Annotated in this window: 15 protein-coding genes; 13 read left to right on the top strand and 2 right to left on the bottom strand. The window is 75.4% G+C overall.

All coding sequences use genetic code 11. The features are described from left to right. The first annotated feature begins 20 nt into the window (after nt 1-20). The 10 genes from HL663_RS14025 to coaBC all read left to right on the top strand — a co-directional run bounded on the left by HL663_RS14025 (nt 21) and on the right by coaBC (nt 11,022). Nucleotides 21-1,328 (top strand): dihydroorotase, encoded by a 1,308-nt coding sequence (locus HL663_RS14025; protein ID WP_173028953.1) that lies wholly within the window; start codon nt 21-23, stop codon nt 1,326-1,328. Continuing rightward, nucleotides 1,322-2,470: a glutamine-hydrolyzing carbamoyl-phosphate synthase small subunit gene (gene carA, locus HL663_RS14020; protein ID WP_173028952.1), complete on the top strand. Its 1,149-nt coding sequence runs from the start codon at nt 1,322-1,324 to the stop codon at nt 2,468-2,470. The genes HL663_RS14025 and carA overlap by 7 nt, the downstream gene beginning before the upstream one ends. Next, nucleotides 2,470-5,781, top strand: coding sequence for a carbamoyl-phosphate synthase large subunit (gene carB / locus HL663_RS14015; RefSeq protein WP_173028951.1), 3,312 nt, complete (start codon nt 2,470-2,472; stop codon nt 5,779-5,781). Before carA ends, carB begins: the two co-directional genes overlap by 1 nt. Next, nucleotides 5,778-6,668 (top strand): dihydroorotate dehydrogenase electron transfer subunit, encoded by an 891-nt coding sequence (locus HL663_RS14010; RefSeq protein WP_173028950.1) that lies wholly within the window; start codon nt 5,778-5,780, stop codon nt 6,666-6,668. The genes carB and HL663_RS14010 overlap by 4 nt, the downstream gene beginning before the upstream one ends. Nucleotides 6,669-6,676: 8 nt before the next feature. Then, nucleotides 6,677-7,627, top strand: coding sequence for a dihydroorotate dehydrogenase (locus HL663_RS14005; RefSeq protein ID WP_286175637.1), 951 nt, complete (start codon nt 6,677-6,679; stop codon nt 7,625-7,627). 35 nt (nt 7,628-7,662) lie between these two features. Further along, a complete protein-coding gene (gene pyrF / locus HL663_RS14000) occupies nt 7,663-8,490 on the top strand; it encodes an orotidine-5'-phosphate decarboxylase (protein WP_173030182.1) in 828 nt (275 codons plus the stop codon). Nucleotides 8,491-8,582: 92 nt separating this feature from the next. Then, entirely contained in the window at nt 8,583-8,900 is a 318-nt protein-coding gene (gene mihF, locus HL663_RS13995; protein WP_173028948.1) for an integration host factor, actinobacterial type, read from the top strand. After that, the gene (gene gmk / locus HL663_RS13990; protein WP_173028947.1) at nt 8,897-9,478 is read left to right on the top strand and encodes a guanylate kinase; all 582 of its coding nucleotides are present in this window, start codon (nt 8,897-8,899) and stop codon (nt 9,476-9,478) included. Before mihF ends, gmk begins: the two co-directional genes overlap by 4 nt. A gap of 3 nt (nt 9,479-9,481) precedes the next feature. Beyond that, entirely contained in the window at nt 9,482-9,757 is a 276-nt protein-coding gene (rpoZ, locus tag HL663_RS13985) for a DNA-directed RNA polymerase subunit omega (protein ID WP_173028946.1), read from the top strand. Between the two features lie 5 nt (nt 9,758-9,762). Continuing rightward, nucleotides 9,763-11,022, top strand: coding sequence for a bifunctional phosphopantothenoylcysteine decarboxylase/phosphopantothenate--cysteine ligase CoaBC (gene coaBC / locus HL663_RS13980; RefSeq protein ID WP_173028945.1), 1,260 nt, complete (start codon nt 9,763-9,765; stop codon nt 11,020-11,022). Between the two features lie 190 nt (nt 11,023-11,212). Here coaBC and HL663_RS13975 read toward each other — a convergent pair whose 3' ends face one another. Both HL663_RS13975 and HL663_RS13970 read right to left on the bottom strand, forming a co-directional pair. Continuing rightward, nucleotides 11,213-12,436, bottom strand: coding sequence for a DivIVA domain-containing protein (locus HL663_RS13975; RefSeq protein WP_173028944.1), 1,224 nt, complete (start codon nt 12,434-12,436; stop codon nt 11,213-11,215). After that, on the bottom strand, nt 12,433-13,887 hold the full coding sequence (locus HL663_RS13970) for a coiled-coil domain-containing protein (RefSeq protein ID WP_173028943.1): 1,455 nt from the start codon (nt 13,885-13,887) through the stop codon (nt 12,433-12,435). Before HL663_RS13970 ends, HL663_RS13975 begins: the two co-directional genes overlap by 4 nt. 132 nt (nt 13,888-14,019) lie before the next feature. Between HL663_RS13970 and metK the strand changes: the two genes are divergently transcribed. From metK to fmt, 3 genes are all read left to right on the top strand, one after another. Next, nucleotides 14,020-15,240, top strand: coding sequence for a methionine adenosyltransferase (metK, locus tag HL663_RS13965; protein ID WP_216842571.1), 1,221 nt, complete (start codon nt 14,020-14,022; stop codon nt 15,238-15,240). A gap of 70 nt (nt 15,241-15,310) precedes the next feature. Beyond that, nucleotides 15,311-17,362, top strand: a complete 2,052-nt coding sequence (locus HL663_RS13960) for a primosomal protein N' family DNA-binding protein (RefSeq protein ID WP_173028941.1) — start codon at nt 15,311-15,313, stop codon at nt 17,360-17,362. A gap of 42 nt (nt 17,363-17,404) precedes the next feature. After that, on the top strand, nt 17,405-18,340 hold the full coding sequence (gene fmt, locus HL663_RS13955) for a methionyl-tRNA formyltransferase (protein WP_173028940.1): 936 nt from the start codon (nt 17,405-17,407) through the stop codon (nt 18,338-18,340). Nucleotides 18,341-18,342 lie beyond the last annotated feature (2 nt).

Raw genomic sequence — 18,342 nt, 5'->3', positions numbered from 1 at the left:
ATACTTCGCGGGGGCCCCGAATGAGCGACCTCCTGCTCACCGGGGTCACCTGGCACGAGCCCGACGGCACCGCCCGCACCGGCGACGTCGCCGTCCGCGAGGGCACGGTCACCGAGGTCGGCCGGGTCGAGGACACCGAGGGCCTGACCCGCCACCACGCCGACGGCCTCACGCTCCTGCCGGGCTTCGTCGACCTGCACACCCACCTGCGCCAGCCGGGCCGCGAGGACGCCGAGACCGTCGCCTCCGGCTCGCGCGCCGCCGCGGTCGGGGGCTACACGGCGGTCCTCGCGATGGCCAACACGACCCCGGTCACCGACACCGCGGAGGCGGCCGAGCACGTCCAGCGGCTGGGGCGCGACAGCGGCCTCGTCGACGTCGTGCCGGTCGGCGCCGTGACCAAGGGCCTCGAGGGCCACGAGCTCGCCGAGCTCGGGCTCATGCACCGCAGCCGGGCCCGGGTCACCGTCTTCTCCGACGACGGCCGCTGCGTCGCCGACGCCCGCGTCATGCGCCGCGCGCTGGAGTACCTGCGCCCGTTCGACGGCGTCATCAGCCAGCACAGCCAGGACCCCGCGCTGGCCGGGCCGCAGGCCTGCTGCCACGAGGGCGAGCTCTCCGGCCGCCTCGGCCTGCCGGGCTGGCCGCCGGTCGCGGAGGCGAGCATCATCGCCCGCGACGCGATGCTCGCCCGGCACACCGGCGGCCGCGTCCACGTCGCGCACGTGAGCACGGCCGAGGGCCTCGACGTCGTGCGCTGGGCCAAGGAGCGCGGCATCCGGATGACCGCCGAGGTCGCGCCCCACCACCTCGCCCTCGGCACCGACCTGCTCGCCGGCTACGACCCGGTCTACAAGGTCAACCCGCCGCTGCGCCCGACCGAGGACCAGGAGGCGCTGCGCGAGGGCCTGGCCGACGGCACGATCGACGCCGTCGCCACCGACCACGCCCCGCACGCGCGGCACGACAAGGAGCACGCCTTCGTCGACGCCGCCTTCGGGATGCTCGGCCTCGAGACGGCGTTCTCGGTCGTCCACGACCTGCTCGTCACCACCGGCCGGATGACGATGGCCGACCTCGCCCGCGTCCTGTCGACGGCGCCGGCGGGCATCGCCCGCCTCGCCGACCACGGCCGTCCCCTCGCCCCCGGCGAGCCGGCCAACCTCGTCCTCGTCGACCCCACGGCAGCGGTCACCGTCGACCGTGACGCCTCCCACTCCCTGTCCCGCAACACCCCGTGGCACGGGCGCACCCTCACCGGGGCCGTGCACACGACGATCCTGCGCGGTGTCGTCACCGCGCGGGAAGGAGAGCCCGCACCGTGCTGACCACCCGCGAACCCGCCGTCCTCGTCCTCGAGGACGGGCGCACCTTCACCGGATCGGCCTACGGCCGCCGGGGCGAGACCGTCGGCGAGGCCGTCTTCTCGACCGGCATGACCGGCTACCAGGAGACGCTCACCGACCCGAGCTACCACCGGCAGGTCGTCGTCATGACCGCGCCGCACGTCGGCAACACCGGCTGGAACGACGAGGACGACGAGTCCGGCCGCATCTGGGTCGCCGGCTACGTCGTGCGCGACCCCGCGCTGCGCCCGTCGAGCTGGCGCAGCCGCCGCACGCTCGAGGACGAGCTCGACGCGCAGGGCGTCGTCGGCATCTGCGACGTCGACACCCGGGCCCTCACGCGCCACCTGCGCGAGCGCGGCGCCATGCGTGCCGGCATCTTCTCCGGCGAGCTCGCGGCCCGCCCGCGCCCGGAGCTGCTGCAGCGGGTCACCGACGCCCCGGCCATGACCGGTGCGTCCCTCGCGGCCGAGGTCGCCACGCAGGAGGCCTACGTCGTGCCGGCGGTGGGGGAGAGGCGCTTCACCGTCGCCGCCGTCGACCTCGGCATCAAGTCCAACACCCCGCGGATGATGGCCGAGCGCGGCATCGAGGTGCACGTGCTGCCGGCCACGGCGACCCTCGAGGAGGTGCGCGCGGTCGGCCCCGACGGCGTCTTCTTCTCCAACGGCCCCGGCGACCCGGCGACCGCCGAGACCCAGGCCGAGCTGCTGCGTGGCGTGCTGCGCGCGGACATCCCGTACTTCGGCATCTGCTTCGGCAACCAGATCCTCGGCAAGGCGCTCGGGTTCGGCACGTACAAGCTCAAGTACGGCCACCGCGGCATCAACCAGCCGGTCATGGACCGCACGACCGGCAAGGTCGAGGTCACCGCGCACAACCACGGCTTCGCCGTCGACGCCCCGCTCGAGGGCACGACCGCGACCGACTTCGGTGACGTGGGCGTCAGCCACGTCTGCCTCAACGACGACGTCGTCGAGGGCCTGGAGGTCCGCCGCGACGGCCGCCTGGTCGCCTTCTCCGTCCAGTACCACCCGGAGGCCGCGGCCGGCCCGCACGACGCCGCCTACCTCTTCGACCGCTTCTGCGATCTCATGACCACCACCCAGGAGGTGCGCGCCTGATGCCGAAGCGCGACGACATCAAGTCCGTCCTCGTCATCGGCTCCGGCCCGATCGTCATCGGGCAGGCCTGCGAGTTCGACTACTCCGGCACCCAGGCGTGCCGCGTCCTGCGCGAGGAGGGCATCCGCGTCGTCCTCGTCAACTCCAACCCGGCGACGATCATGACCGACCCGGAGTTCGCGGACGCCACCTACATCGAGCCGATCACCCCCGAGATCGTCGAGAAGATCATCGCCAAGGAGCGCCCGGACGCCGTCCTCGCGACCCTCGGCGGCCAGACCGCGCTCAACTGCGCCATGGAGCTGCACGAGCGGGGCGTCCTCGAGCGCTACGACTGCCCGCTCATCGGCGCCAACGTCGAGGCCATCCAGCTCGGCGAGGACCGCGAGAAGTTCAAGGGCGTCGTCGACCGCTGCGGCGCCGAGTCGGCCCGCTCGGCCATCTGCCACACGATGGACGACCTCCTGGCCGCGGCCGACGACCTCGGCTACCCGGTCGTCGTGCGCCCCTCGTTCACGATGGGCGGCCTCGGCTCCGGCTTCGCGTACACCCCGGAGGAGCTGCGCCGCATCGGCGGTGCCGGCCTGCAGTACAGCCCGGTCACGGAGGTGCTCCTCGAGGAGTCGATCCTCGGCTGGAAGGAGTACGAGCTCGAGCTGATGCGCGACACCGCCGACAACGTGGTCGTCGTCTGCTCGATCGAGAACCTCGACCCGATGGGCGTGCACACCGGCGACTCCATCACCGTCGCACCGGCCCTCACCCTGACCGACCGCGAGTACCAGCGGCTGCGCGACATCAGCATCGCCGTCATCCGCGAGGTCGGCGTCGACACCGGCGGCTGCAACATCCAGTTCGCGGTCAACCCCGCCGACGGCCGGATCATCGTCATCGAGATGAACCCGCGCGTCTCGCGCTCCTCGGCGCTGGCGTCCAAGGCCACCGGCTTCCCCATCGCGAAGATCGCGGCGCGGATGGCCATCGGCTACACGCTCGACGAGGTGCCGAACGACATCACGCAGGAGACGCCGGCGTCCTTCGAGCCGACGCTGGACTACGTCGTCGTCAAGGTGCCGCGGTTCGCGTTCGAGAAGTTCCCCGCCGCCGACGACACGCTGACCACGACGATGAAGTCGGTCGGGGAGGCGATGGCCATCGGGCGCTCGTTCACCGAGGCGCTGCAGAAGGCGCTGCGCTCGCTCGAGAAGGCCGGCAGCAGCTTCCACTGGGACGGGGCGCGCCCCACGACCGAGGCGGCCCGCGCCCTGCTCGACAGCGCGCGCCGGCCCACCGACGGCCGGATCGTCCAGGTGCAGCAGGCGCTGCGCGGCGGGCTGTCGGTCGAGGAGGTGCACGACGCGACGGGCATCGACCCGTGGTTCCTCGACCAGATGGAGCTCGTCAACGAGGTCGCCGAGCACGTCGCGACCGCCGAGGAGCTGACGCCCGAGCTGCTGCGCCTCGCGAAGCGGCACGGTTTCAGCGACACCCAGCTCGCGTCGCTGCGCCGGATGCCCGAGGCCGTCGTGCGCGGCGTGCGTCACGCCCTCGGGGTGCGCCCGGTCTACAAGACCGTCGACACCTGCGCGGCCGAGTTCGCGGCGCGCACGCCGTACCACTACAGCGCCTACGACGAGGAGAGCGAGGTCACCCCGCGCGAGCGGCCGGCCGTCCTCATCCTCGGCAGCGGACCGAACCGCATCGGGCAGGGCGTCGAGTTCGACTACTCCTGCGTCCACGCCAGCTTCGCCCTGCGCGACGCCGGCTACGACACGGTGATGGTCAACTGCAACCCCGAGACCGTCTCGACCGACTACGACACGAGCAGCCGCCTCTACTTCGAGCCGCTCACCCTCGAGGACGTCCTCGAGGTCGTCCACGCCGAGCAGCAGGCGGGCCCGGTCGCGGGCGTCGTCGTCCAGCTCGGCGGGCAGACGCCGCTCGGCCTGGCCAAGGCGCTCAAGGCGGCGGGCGTGCCGATCGTCGGCACCTCGCCCGAGGCCATCGACCTCGCCGAGGACCGCGGCGCGTTCGGCCGCGTCCTGCACGAGGCCGGCCTGCCCGCACCGAAGCACGGGACCGCGTACAGCGCGTCCGAGGCCGTCGAGATCGCCCGCGAGATCGGGTACCCCGTCCTCGTGCGCCCGTCGTACGTCCTCGGCGGTCGCGGGATGGAGATCGTCTACGACGACGAGACCCTCTCGGGCTACGTCGAGCGCGCGACGGTCGCGAGTCCCGAGCACCCGGTGCTCGTCGACCGCTTCCTCGACGACGCGATCGAGATCGACGTCGACGTCCTCTTCGACGGCGAGGAGATGTACCTCGGCGGGATCATGGAGCACGTCGAGGAGGCCGGCATCCACTCCGGCGACTCCTCGTGCGCGCTGCCGCCGGTCACGCTCGGCGCGACCGAGCTCGAGCGGGTCCGCGAGTCGACCCTCAAGCTCGCGCGGGGCATCGGCGTGCGCGGCCTGATGAACGTCCAGTTCGCCCTCGCGCAGGACATCCTCTACGTCCTCGAGGCCAACCCGCGCGCCTCGCGCACGGTGCCCTTCGTCGCGAAGGCGACCGGCGTCGCGCTGGCCAACGCCGCGGCCCGCATCATGCTCGGCGCCACGATCGCGCAGCTGCGCGAGGAGGGCGTGCTGCCGCGCCACGCCGACGGCGGCCGGATGCCGGCCAGCTCGCCGGTGTCGGTCAAGGAGGCCGTCCTGCCGTTCAAGCGGTTCCGGACCGCCGAGGGGCTCGTCGTCGACAGCCTGCTCGGCCCGGAGATGCGCTCGACCGGCGAGGTCATGGGCATCGACCGCGACTTCGGCCGCGCCTTCGCCAAGAGCCAGCTCGGCGCGATCAGCGGGCTGCCCACCAGCGGAACGGTGTTCGTGTCGGTCGCCAACCGCGACAAGCGGGCGATCATCTTCCCGGTCAAGCGCCTGGTCGACCTCGGCTTCCGCATCCTGTCGACCTCCGGGACGGCGGAGGTGCTGCACCGCAACGGGATCGAGGCCGACGTCGTGCGCAAGCACGCCGAGCGCGGCGAGCACGAGCAGTCGGTCGTCGACCTCATCAACGCCGGCGAGATCGACATGGTCGTCAACAGCCCGAGCGGCCCGAGCGCCACGACGCGGGCCGACGGCTACGCCATCCGCGCCGCGACGGCCGCGATGGACAAGCCGATCGTCACCACCGTCCAGCAGCTCTCGGCCGCCGTGCTCGCCATCGAGGCCGTGCAGCGCGACGACCTCGACGTCATGTCGCTCCAGGAGCACACGGCGGCCCTGGACCTGCACGGGATCGGGGAGCCGGCGTGAGCGCGAGCGCCGGCGGGAGCGGTGTCGTCCAGGTCGCCGGCGAGGTCGTCGCCAACCGGCGGGTCGGCGCCTACCACCACCTGACGATCGTCGCGCCCGGCGTCGCCGAGCTCGCCCGCCCGGGCCAGTTCGTCGCGCTCGCCGTCGGCGGCCCGACGTCGGCCAACCTCCTGCGCCGCTGCTTCTCGCTGCACAAGGTCAAGGCGTCCGGCACCTACGGCGGCACCCTCGACGTCGTCGTCGCCGCGCACGGCCCGGGCACGCAGTGGCTCACCGGGCTGTCCGCGCACGACGCCGTCGACGTCGTCGCGCCGCTCGGGCGGCCCTTCCCGCTGCCCGCCGAGCCCGTGCCCTGCGTGCTCGTCGGCGGCGGCTACGGCTCCGCGCCGCTGTTCTGGCTGGCCGAGGCGCTGCGCGAGCGCGGCTGCCACGTCGAGATGGTCCTCGGCGCGGCCTCCGAGGACCGGCTCTTCGGGGTCGTCGAGGCCCGCCGCAGCGCCGACGGCGTCACCGTCACGACCGACGACGGCTCGGCCGGCCGCAGGGGCTGGGTCTCCGACGTCCTCGGCGAGGTCGTCGACCGCACCGGCGCGGGCGTCGTCTACGCCTGCGGCCCGATGGGGATGCTGCGCTCGGTCACCGAGGTCGCGCAGGCCCACGGCGCCGTCGCCCAGGTGGCCGTCGAGGAGTCGATGGCCTGCGGCATCGGCGTCTGCATGACCTGCGTCATGCCGGTGCGCGGCACCGACGGCACGACCCGGATGGTCCGTTCCTGCGTCGAGGGGCCGGTCTTCCGCGGCGACCTCGTGCGCTGGGACGCCATCGGCGGGGGCATCACCCGCGTGCCCGAGGACGCGGTCGGCGCCCCGAGGCCGGGGGGTCACTGATGGTCGACATGAGCACGACGCTCGCCGGCGCGACGCTGCCCAACCCGGTGATGACCGCGTCCGGCTGTGCCGCCAACGGCAAGGAGCTGCACCGCTTCTTCCCCGTCTCCGACCTCGGCGCGTTCGTCACGAAGACGGTCATGCGCGACCCGCGCTCGGGCCGCCCGACGCCGCGGATGGCCGAGACCTCCTCCGGGATGCTCAACTCGATCGGCCTCCAGGGGCCCGGCATCGACGCGTTCTGCGCGCAGGACCTGCCGTGGCTCGCCGCGCAGGGCGCCCGGGTGCTCGTCTCCGTCGCCGGCAACACCGCCGAGGAGTTCGGCGAGGTCGTCCAGCGCCTCGTCGCCTCGCCCGCGTGGTCGTGCGTCGTCGGGGTCGAGGCGAACATCTCCTGCCCCAACGTCGCCAACCGCGGGCTGGTCTTCGCCTGCGACCCGGCGTCGTCCGAGCGCGTCGTCCAGATCGTCCGCACCCGCGTGCCCGACGACGTCCCGGTCTTCGCGAAGCTGACGCCCGACGTCACCGACATCGTGTCGATCGCCGACGCCGTCCTGCGCGCCGGCGCCGACGGCCTGACGATGATCAACACGCTGCTCGGCATCGTCATCGACACCGACCTGCTGCGCCCGCAGCTCGCCGGCGTCACCGGCGGGCTCTCCGGCCCGGCCGTGCGCCCGGTCGCGGTCCGGGCCGTCTGGCAGGTGACCGCCGCCATGCGCGCCGGCACCATCCCGACGGCGCCGGTCATCGGGGTCGGGGGAGTGCGCACCGGGGCCGACGCCCTCGAGCTCGTCGCCGCCGGCGCGTCGGCCGTGCAGGTCGGCACCGCCACGTTCAACGACCCGTCCGCGCCGCGCCGCGTGCTCACCGAGCTCGAGGAGCACGTCGCGCGGCACGGCTTCACCCGCTTCGCCGACATCGTCGGCGTCGCCCACGAGAGGATGGCCCGCCTGTGACACGGCAGACCTTCGGTGCGCGGCTGCGCGCCGCGATGGACGAGCACGGCCCGTTCTGCCCCGGCATCGACCCGCACTCCGCCCTGCTCGACGCGTGGGGACTGCCCGACACCGTCGACGGCCTCGAGCGCTTCGCGATGACCTGCGTCGAGGCCTTCGGCGGACAGGTCGCCTGCGTCAAGCCGCAGTCGGCCTTCTTCGAGCGGTTCGGCTCGCGCGGCGTGGCCGTCCTCGAGCGCACCCTGGAGGCGCTGCGCGAGGCCGGGACGCTCTCGCTGCTCGACGCCAAGCGCGGCGACATCGGCACGACGATGGGCGGCTACGCGCAGGCCTACCTGTCCGACGACTCGCCGGTGCGCGCCGACGCGATGACCGTCAGCCCCTTCCTCGGCTACGGCTCGCTGCGGCCGGCGCTCGACCTCGCCGCCGCGACCGGCCGGGGCGTGTTCGTGCTCGCCCTCACCTCCAACCCCGAGGGGCCGTCGGTCCAGCACGCGGCCGCCGACGGGCGCAGCGTCGCCGCCTCCGTCGTCGACGGCGCCGCCGCCGACAACGCGGACGCCCGGGCCGAGGGCACCCTCGGCAGCGTCGGGCTCGTCGTCGGGGCCACCGTCGGGGACGCCGCCCACACCCTCGGGCTCGACCTCGCCGGCTCCGCCGCGCCGCTGCTCGCCCCGGGCCTCGGGGCGCAGGGGGGGACCCCCGAGGGGCTGCGCGCGACCTTCGGCGACGCCCTGCCCCAGGTGCTCGGCAACAGCTCGCGCGAGGTGCTCGGAGCGGGCCCCGACCCGGCCTCCCTGCGGGCCGCGGCGCGCCGTTCCGCGGCCGAGCTGGCGGCGGTCGTCGAGGCGGCGCGGCCCTGAGTCGGGAGCGCTCCCGCGACCGGTAGAGTCGCAGGCGTACAGCCGGGTGTTGAGCAGCCAGCACTCGCAGTGACACTAAGGATCCGATCCCCGTGGCTCTCCCCCCGCTCACCCAGGAACAGCGCGCGGCCGCGCTCGAGAAGGCCGCCGCCTCGCGGCGCGAACGCGCCGAGGTGAAGAACCGCCTCAAGCACGGCGGCGCCTCGCTCGACGGCGTCATCGAGGACGGGAAGGTCAACGACGTCATCGGCAAGATGCGCGTCTCCGCGCTCCTCGAGTCCATGCCCGGCGTCGGCCGGGTCCGCGCGCGCCAGATCATGGAGGAGGTCGGCATCAGCGAGAGCCGACGCGTCCGTGGCCTGGGCCAGAACCAGGTGGCGGCGCTCCTGCAGCGCTTCGGGCGGCAGTGACGACCCCGTCCCGCCTCACGGTCCTCGCCGGTCCCACCGCGGTCGGCAAGGGGACCCTCGCGGCGTACGTCCGTGAGCACCACCCCGAGGTCTGGCTGTCGGTGTCGGCGACGACCCGTCGGCCCCGCCCGGGCGAGGTCGAGGGCGTGCACTACCACTTCGTCTCCGACGAGGAGTTCGACCGGATGGTCGAGCAGGGCGAGCTGCTCGAGTGGGCCGTCGTCCACGGCCGGGCCAAGTACGGCACGCCGCGCGGGCCCGTCGAGGCCGTCCTCGCGACCGGCCGGCCGGCGCTGCTCGAGATCGACCTCCAGGGCGCCCGTCAGGTGCGCGCGTCGATGCCCGAGGCGTTCTTCGTCTTCCTCGCGCCGCCGAGCTGGGAGGAGCTGGTCCGCCGGCTCGTCGGGCGCGGCACCGAGGACGAGGAGGAGCGGGCCGCGCGGCTCGACACCGCGCGCATCGAGCTCGCCGCCGCGGAGGAGTTCGACGTCACCCTCGTCAACGACGACGTTCGGCGCGCGGCCGAGGACCTCGTATCATGGACGCGAACCCCTGTCCCCGCAACGAAACGAGACTGACGCGTGTCCGGAACCACGGCGAACCCCATCGGCATCACCAACCCGCCGATCGACGAGCTCCTCGAGCAGGCCGACTCCAAGTACGCCCTCGTCCTGTACTCCGCGAAGCGGGCCCGGCAGATCAACGCCTACTACGCCCAGCTCCAGGAGGGCCTCCTCGAGTACGTCGGCCCGCTCGTCGACTCCGAGGTCCACGAGAAGCCGCTCTCCATCTCCCTGCGTGAGATCAACGAGGGCCTGCTGACCTCCGAGCCGACCAACGAGCCGTCCGAGGGCTGACGCCCGTGAAGGTCGTCCTCGGGGTCGCCGGGGGCATCGCCGCGTACAAGGCGTGCTCGCTCCTGCGCCTGCTCTCCGAGGCCGGCCACGACGTCACCGTCGTCCCGACCGCCTCCGCCCTCCACTTCGTCGGCGAGGCGACGTGGGCGGCGTTGTCGGGCAAGCCGGTCCACACCGACGTGTGGTCCGACATCACCGAGGTCCCGCACGTGCGGATCGGCCAGGAGGCCGACCTCGTCGTCGTCGCCCCGGCCACGGCCGACCTGCTCGCGCGGGCGGCCACCGGCCAGGCCGACGACCTGCTGACCAACGTCCTGCTCACCGCGCGGTGCCCGGTCGTCATGGCCCCGGCCATGCACACCGAGATGTACGAGCACCCGGCGACGCAGGCGAACATCGCCACCCTCAGCGAGCGCGGCGTCCACGTCGTGCCGCCGGCCTCGGGCCGCCTGACCGGTCGCGACACCGGCCCGGGGCGCCTGCCCGAGCCGGAGCAGCTCTTCGAGGTGTGCGTCCGCGAGCTCGCGCGCGCGTCCGGGGGAGCGGCGGGTGCGCGGGCCGCGACCCCGCGGGATGACCTCGCGGGGCGCCGCGTCGTCGTCACGGCCGGGGGCACCCGCGAGCCGCTCGACCCGGTGCGCTACCTCGGCAACCGCTCGTCCGGCAAGCAGGGGTACGCCCTCGCCGCCGTCGCGGCCCGGCGCGGGGCGCAGGTCGTCCTCGTCTCCGCCGCCGCGCTCGAGGCACCGGCCGGCGTGCGCGTCGTGCCGGTCGAGACGGCGCTGCAGATGGAGGTCGCCGTGCGCGCCGAGGCCGCCGAGGCGGACGTCGTCGTCATGGCCGCCGCCGTGGCCGACTTCCGGCCCGCGAGCTACGCCGGCCACAAGATCAAGAAGACCCACGAGCCCGGGGCCGACGGGAGCGCGGACGAGTCCGCGCCGGTCGTCCCGCTCGTGCGCAACCCCGACATCCTCGCCGGGCTCGTCGACGCCCGGGGCGGCGCGGCCTCGCCGGTCGTCGTCGGGTTCGCGGCCGAGACCGGCGACGAGAGCGCGTCGGTGCTCGAGCACGGGCGGGCCAAGCTCGCCCGCAAGGGCTGCGACGTCCTCGTCGTCAACGAGGTCGGGGCCGACGTGACCTTCGGCAAGGACGACAACACCGTGCACGTCCTGCGCCGGGGGAGCGACGCCGTCCTCGACGTCGGCCCGGCCACGAAGACCCTCGTCGCCGAGGCCGTCTGGGACGTCGTCGCCGACCTCCTCTGACGCGGACGCGAGTCCCGCGCGACCCCGCCGAGGCCTCTCCCACCGTCGAGAGAGCAGGACACGCCGTCTGCACCGGTGCGTCGGCGGCGTGTCCTGTTCGCTCGACGGGTCGGGGCATCGGGTCGAACGACGAGAACATGCCGTCACCCTCGCGGGGTGGACGGCATGTTCTCGTCGGTCGTCCGGGGGGTCAGCGGCGGGCGCCGGCCTTCTTGCCGCGCGGCGCCTTGGCGGCGGCGGGCTGCTCGTCGACCGCGGCGTCCTCGGGCTCGACCTCCTCGTCGACCTCCTCGTCGACCTCCTCGACCTCGTGCTCGGTGTCGTCGTCGGTCGCGACGGGCTGCGTCTCGTCGGCCGCCGTGGGCGCCTCGTCCTCCTGCGCCTCCACGGGTGCCTCGACCTCGTCCTCGACGACCGTCGGCTCCTCGACCGTGACCGCGTCCTCGTCCTGGCCCGGCTGCTCGGGGGCGGGCTGCTCGACGGCCTCGACGGCCGCGGGGCCCCCGAGGGTCGCGAGCATGTTGCGGACGTTCGAGAGCTGCGCGGTGATGCTGTCGCGGCGGGCGGTGGCGGCGGCGAGCTCGCGCTCGGAGTCGCGCCGCACCCGGTCGGCCTGCTCCTTGGCGCTGCGCACGAGCGAGGCGGCCTCGGCGCGGGCGGCCTCGAGGACGCGGGCGGCCTCGCCGGTCTTGGCGGCGTGGTCCTCCTCGGCCTCGCGGCCGAGCAGGTCGGCGCGCTCCTGGACGGCGGCGAGGGCCTCGTCCTGGGCGGCGATCTGGGTGTTGAACTCGGCCGCGGCGGCCTCGCGGCGCTCCCCGAGGGTCTTCTCGAAGTCGGCGGCCTGCTGGGCGGTGCGGGCGCGCTGCTGCTCGTAGTAGGCCTCGGCCTCCTCGCGGCGGGCGGCGGCCTCGCGGGCGGCGTCGTCGACGATCGCGTCGGCGTCGGCCTTGGCCTTCGCGAGGACCTGGGCGGCGTCGCCGTCGGCGCGGCCGCGCACCTCCTCGGCGTAGCGGTCGGCCTCGGCGCGGGTCAGCGAGGACTCCTCGCCGGCGACGCGGCGGGCCTCGTCGGCGTGGGCGGCGGCCGCGGCGCGGATGGCCCCGGCCTCCTCGTCGGCGAGCCCGAGGATGGTCCCGATCCGCTCGCCGAGGTCGGCGAAGGTCGGGTTCGAGGCCTTGCGGGCCTGCTCCTCGACGGACGCGAGCCGGGCGCGGTGCTCCTCGAGCTGCGCGGCGGCGGCCTCGCCGTCCTGGCGCGCCCGGGTCAGCTGCACCGAGGCCTCCGCGGCCTCCTGGCGGGCCGCCTCGGAGTCCTGGCGTGCGGTGTCGACGGCCTGGTGCAGGGCGGCGAGGTGGGCGTCGACCTGGACCGGGTCGTAGCCCCGGAAGACGGTGGGGAACTCGGGGTGGCTCATGCGGACTCCTCGTCGGGGGTGGGGCTGTCGGGGGCGGGCGGCTGGTCGTCGTGCACGTCGAGGGCCTCGATGACCCCGGTGAGGCGGCTCAGCTGGCTGGTGATGGCGTCGCGGCGGGCGGCGAGGGTGTGCACCTCGGCGCGGGCCCGCTCGACGGCGGCGTGGGCCTCGGCGCGGACGAGGTCGGCGCGGGCGCGCGCCTCGTCGGAGACGCGGGTGATCTCGGCGCGGGCGGCCCGGTGCGACTCGTGCGCCTCGCGCTGCATCCGCTCGACGTCGGCGGCGGCGCCGTGGCGGACGCGGCGGGCCCCTTCCTCGGCCTCGACGACCCGGCGCTCGGCGCGGGCGGTGGCCTCGCTCTCGCGCTGCCGGGCGTCCTCGAGGACGCGCTCGGCCTCCCGGGCCGCGGCCTCCCGGGTGCGCTCGGCGTCGGCGCGGGCCTCGGCGAGGACGCTCTCGGCGAGCTCGCGCATCCGGCGCGCGGCGGCCTCGGCCTCGGCGAGCCGGTCGCGGCTCTTGGCGTCGGCGCTCCCGAGGAGGGTCTGAGCCCGCTGCCGGTGGGCCCGGGTGCGCTCGACGATCTCGGCGTGGTGCTCGCGGGTGCGCCGCTCGCGCTCCTGCTCGGTGTGGGCGAGCACCTCCCGGACGGTGCCCTGGGCCCACGTGAGGTGGCGCTCGGCGGCCTCGACGACGGACGCCGCATCCGCCTCCGCGGCGGCGGCGAGGCGCGCGGCCTCCTGCCGGGCGTCCTCGACGAGCAGCTCGGCCTCGACCTGCGCGCCGCGCTCGCGGGTCGCCAGCTCGGCCATCCGCCGGGCGACCTCGGTCTCGGCCTCCTCGCGGTGGCGGACCGCGAAGGCCTCGACCTCCTCGCGCAGCGACCCGAGCTCGGCGTGGGTGGAGACCCGCAGCGCCTCGAGCTCGGCGGCGTGCGTGGTGTGCTCGGCCTGCCACCGCTCCTGGTGGGCCCGCTCGTCGTCGGCGAGGCGGGCCATCGTCGCCTCGTGCTCGGCCCGGGCGCGCGCCAGCAGCACGGCGGCGCGCTCCTCGGCGTCGCGCAGGAGGGAGGCGGCCTGCTCCTCGGCGAGGCCGATCGCCTCGTCGCTGACCTTCGTCGCCCGCTCGCGCAGCAGGGCCGCCTGGTCGGCCGCGTCGGCGAGGAGGATCTCGACCTCGGCGCGGGTCTCCTCGACCCGCTGGTCGGACGCGGCGCGGGCGTCGTCGAGCCGGGCGGTCAGCGACGCCAGCTCGTGGGCGGCCTCGTCGCTCTCGGCGCGGATGCGGGCCGCCTCGGCGCGGGCCGCGCTCAGCTCGCGGCCGGCGTCCTCGCGCAGCTGGTCGGCCAGCTCCTGGGCGCGGGTGAGCAGCGAGAGCGCCTCGTCGACCGGCCCCGCGGGCGCGGCGGGGTCGGTCTCGGTGCGCGACGTCTCGTCGTGGGTCCCCTCGGACACGCGCGCCATGATTCCACGACCGGGGACCCGATGCCGGACCGGACCCGTCCGCGATGTGACGGACCGGTATCTTGGGTCAGGCGTGCCCGAGCAGGTCAGGAGGGTGCGCCCACCCATCGAAGGAGTTGCCGCGTGTCCGCACGCCTGTTCACGTCCGAGTCGGTCACCGAGGGTCACCCGGACAAGATCTGCGACCAGATCTCCGACAGCATCCTCGACGCCATGCTCGAGCAGGACCCGCACAGCCGGGTCGCCGTCGAGACGATGGTGACGACCGGCCTGGTCCACGTCGCCGGCGAGGTCACGACCGAGGCCTACGTCGAGATCCCGCGGATCGTCCGCGAGACGGTGCTCGGCATCGGGTACGACTCCTCGACCAAGGGCTTCGACGGCGCGTCGTGCGGCGTCGAGGTCTCGATCGGCCAGCAGAGCCCCGACATCGCGCAGGGCGTGGACACCGCCTTCGAGAACCGCAGCGGCGGCGTCGACCCCAAGGACAAGCAGGGCGCCGGCGACCAGGGCCTGATGTTCGGCTACGCCTGTGACGACACCCCCGAGCTCATGCCGCTGCCGATCTACCTCGCGCACCGGCTCTCCGAGCGCCTCACGGCGGTCCGCAAGGACGGCGAGCTCTCGTACCTGCGCCCCGACGGCAAGACCCAGGTGACCATCGCGTACGACGGCGACACCGCCGTCTCGCTCGACGCCGTCGTGCTCTCGACGCAGCACGCCGAGGACGTCAGCCTCGAGGGCCTGCTGCAGCCCGACATCCGCACGCACGTCATCGAGCCGGTGCTCGCCGAGCTCGCCGAGGGCGGCACGACGCTGCGCACCGACGCCTACCGCACCTACATCAACCCCACCGGCAAGTTCGTCATCGGTGGCCCGATGGGCGACGCCGGCCTCACCGGCCGCAAGATCATCGTCGACACCTACGGCGGGATGGCCCGCCACGGCGGCGGCGCCTTCTCGGGCAAGGACCCGTCGAAGGTCGACCGCTCGGCGGCGTACGCCACCCGCTGGGTCGCCAAGAACGTCGTGGCCGCCGGGCTGGCCCGCCGCTGCGAGGTCCAGGTCGCCTACGCCATCGGCGTCGCCCAGCCGGTCGGCCTCTACGTCGAGACCTTCGGCACCGAGACCGCCCCCGTCGAGAAGATCCAGGACGCCATCCGCCGCGTCTTCGACCTGCGCCCGCTGGCGATCCTCGAGGACCTCGAGCTGCTCCGCCCCATCTACAAGCCGACCGCGGCCTACGGCCACTTCGGGCGGACCGCCGTCGAGGGCGTCGAGAACGCCTTCACGTGGGAGCGCACCGACCGCGTCGAGGCGCTGCAGCGCGCGGTGGCCGGCTGACCGGCCGCTCGTCCACAGCCGGAGCCCGCCGCCCCCGAGGGGGTCGGCGGGCTCCGCTAGGTTCGGGGCCGTGAGCGGGACGGAGGAGGCGGGGGAGCAGCTGGCCCTCCTCGCCGGTGCCCGCCCGGCCCGTCCGCGCCTGCGCGGCGAGGACCCGCCGGCGAGTGAGCGCCCGGTCGCGCTCGTCCAGGTCGACACCGGCCTGGCCCATCTCGACCGCCCGTTCGAGTACGTCGTCCCGGAGTCGATGGCCCAGGGCGCGGTGCCGGGCGCCCGGGTCAAGGTGCGCTTCGCCGGGCAGGACCTCGACGGCTGGGTCCTCGAGCGCCGCGACGAGGCCGAGCACACCGGTCGGCTGAGCCCCCTGCGTCGGCTCGTCTCGCCCGAGCCCGTCCTCACCCCCGCCGTCCTCGACGCCGCGCGGGCCGTGGCCCGGCGCCACGCCGGGACCCTCGGTGACGTCCTGCGCCTGGCCGTCCCGCCCCGCCACGCGCGGGCCGAGCAGGCGCTCGCCACCGAGGCGCCCGAGCACCCGCCGCTGCCGGAGGCGCCCGTGGGCGCGTGGGCGCCCTACCCCGCGGGTGAGGCGTTCCTGGCGCGGCTGCGCGCCGGCGGCGACCCCGGCGCCGCGGTCCTCGCCCTGCCGTCGGTCGACCCGGTCCGGGCCTGGCCGGCCCTGCTCGCCGAGGCCGTGCGGGCCACCGTCGAGGGCGGGCGCGGCGCGGTCGTCGTCGTCCCGGACCACCGCGACGTCGTGCGGATGGAGGCTGCTCTCGTCGCGGCCCTCGGGCCGGGCCGGCACACCCGGCTGACGGCCGACCAGGGACCGCAGGCCCGGTACACGGCGTTCCTCAAGGCCCTGCGCGCCCACGTGCCCGTCGTCGTCGGCACCCGGGCGGCGGCCTTCGCGCCGGTCGCCGACCTCGGGCTCGTCGTCTGGTGGGACGACGGCGACGACCTGCTCGACGAGCCGCGCGCCCCCTACCCCCACGTCCGCGAGGTGCTGCTGGCCCGCGCAGCCCGCGAGGGTGCGGCGGCGCTGTCGGCAGGGTTCGTGCGCTCCGCCGCGGTCGCCGACCTCGTCGCGACCGGGCGGCTCTCGGTCGTCGAGGCGCCACGTCGGGCGGTGCGCGACGCCGTGCCCGCCGTCCGCGTGGCCGGCGAGGGCACCGACGTCGAGCGCGACCCGGCGGTGGCCGCCGCCCACCTGCCGACCGTCGGGTGGCGCGCCGCCAAGGAGGCGCTCGCGACCGGCCCGGTGCTCGTCCAGGTGCCCCGGCGGGGGTACCTGCCCTCGCTGTCCTGCCAGGACTGCCGCCGGCCGGCGCGCTGCCGGGCCTGCTCGGGGCCGCTCGCCCTCACCGGGCCGCAGGGCCCGCCGGCCTGCCGCTGGTGCGGGCGGGTCGAGACCGCCTTCTCCTGCCCGAGCTGCTCCGGCACCCGGCTGCGGTCCTCGGTCGTCGGGGCGCGCCGGACCGCCGAGGAGCTCGGGCGGGCCTTCCCGGGGGTCCCCGTCGAGCGCTCGGGAGCGGGGACGGTGCTCGATGTCGTCGAGGGGACGCCGCGGCTCGTCGTCGCGACGCCCGGGGCCGAGCCGGTGGCGGACGGCGGCTACGCGGCCGCGCTGCTCCTCGACGCCTGGGCCCTGCTCGACCGCCCGACGCTCGACGCCGGCGAGGAGGCGCTGCGCCGCTGGTGCACCGCCGCGGCCCTCGTCCGCCCGGCGGCCGACGGTGGCCGGGTCGTCCTCGGCGGCGCCCCGCTGCACGTGACGGTCCCCGCCGTCGAGGCCCTCGTGCGCTGGGACCCTGCGTGGTTCGCCGACCGCGAGCTCACCGAGCGGCGCGAGCTGTCCCTGCCGCCGACCGCCCGCGTCGCCGCGCTCACCGGCACTCGCGCCGCCCTGGGCGCCGCCCTCGAGGAGCTGCCCCTCCCGCCGAGCGGCACCGTCCTCGGGCCGCTGCCGCACGGCGAGCAGCGCTGGCGCGCGCTCGTGACCGTCGCGCCGGAGGAGGGTGCCGAGCTCACCCGCGAGCTCGCCGCGCTGCGGGCGCGCTCCTCGGCCCGCAAGGACCCCGAGCCCGTCACGGTCCGGGTCGACCCGCGCGACCCCGCCGGCTGACCGGACCCCGGGAGGGCACCGCGGCCCTCCTAGACTCGCCGGGTGCGCCTCGTCCTCGCCGGAACCCCCGACACCGCCGTGCCCTCCCTCACGGCCCTGCTCGCCTCGCGCCACGAGGTGGCGGCCGTCGTCACGCGCCCCGACGCCCGCGCGGGCCGGGGGCGGGCGCTGCACCCGTCGCCGGTCAAGGAGGTCGCGCTCGAGCACGGCCTCGAGGTGCTGACCCCCGAGCGGCCCGGCGACCCGGACTTCCTCGACCGGCTGCGCGCCATCGCCCCCGACTGCTGCCCGGTCGTGGCCTACGGCGCCCTGCTGCCGCGCCCGGCGCTCGACGTGCCGCGGCACGGCTGGGTCAACCTCCACTTCTCGCTCCTGCCCGCGTGGCGGGGTGCGGCCCCCGTCCAGCGGGCGCTCATGGCCGGGGACGAGGTGACCGGCGCCAGCACCTTCGTCATCGAGGAGGGGCTCGACACCGGGCCGGTGCTCGGCACCGTCACCGAGGCGGTCCGGCCCACGGACACCTCGGGCACCCTGCTCGAGCGGCTCGCCGGCCACGGGGCCGGCCTCCTCGTCGCGACGATGGACGGCCTCGAGGACGGCTCGCTCAGCGCGCTGCCGCAGCCGGACGACGGCGTCAGCCACGCCCCGAAGCTCACGGTGGCCGAGTGCGAGGTGCGCTGGGCGCTGCCCGCGCACCTCGTCGACCGCCAGGTGCGCGGGGCGACGCCGAACCCCGGGGCGTGGAGCACCTTCCGCGGCGAGCGGGTCGGCATCGGCCCCTTCGCCGGCAGCGAGCTGCCGCCCGAGGTCCCCGCACTCGCGCCCGGCGAGCTGCACGCCACGAAGCGCGCCCTCCTCGTCGGCACCACGAGCGGGCCGGTGGCGCTCGGCGAGGTGCGTCCCCAGGGCAAGCGGGCGATGGCCGCCGCCGACTGGGCCCGCGGGGTCCGGATCGCGGCGGGGGAGCGGCTCGGCTGACG

This window comes from Arthrobacter sp. NEB 688, from assembly GCF_013201035.1.
Taxonomy (GTDB): Bacteria; Actinomycetota; Actinomycetes; order Actinomycetales; family Dermatophilaceae; genus Phycicoccus.
The sequence above is the reverse complement of the archived record's forward strand: the minus strand, read 5'-3'. Positions and strand labels throughout refer to the sequence as shown.

Bases quoted from the DNA above. Each gene is read 5' to 3' on its own strand.
- HL663_RS14025 (WP_173028953.1), top strand. From the start codon at position 21: ATGAGCGACCTCCTGCTCACCGGGGTCACCTGGCACGAGCCCGACGGC.
- carB (WP_173028951.1), top strand. From the start codon at position 2,470: ATGCCGAAGCGCGACGACATCAAGTCCGTCCTCGTCATCGGCTCCGGC.
- HL663_RS14005 (WP_286175637.1), top strand. From the start codon at position 6,677: ATGAGCACGACGCTCGCCGGCGCGACGCTGCCCAACCCGGTGATGACC.
- pyrF (WP_173030182.1), top strand. From the start codon at position 7,663: ATGGACGAGCACGGCCCGTTCTGCCCCGGCATCGACCCGCACTCCGCC.
- HL663_RS13975 (WP_173028944.1), bottom strand. From the start codon at position 12,436: ATGAGCCACCCCGAGTTCCCCACCGTCTTCCGGGGCTACGACCCGGTC.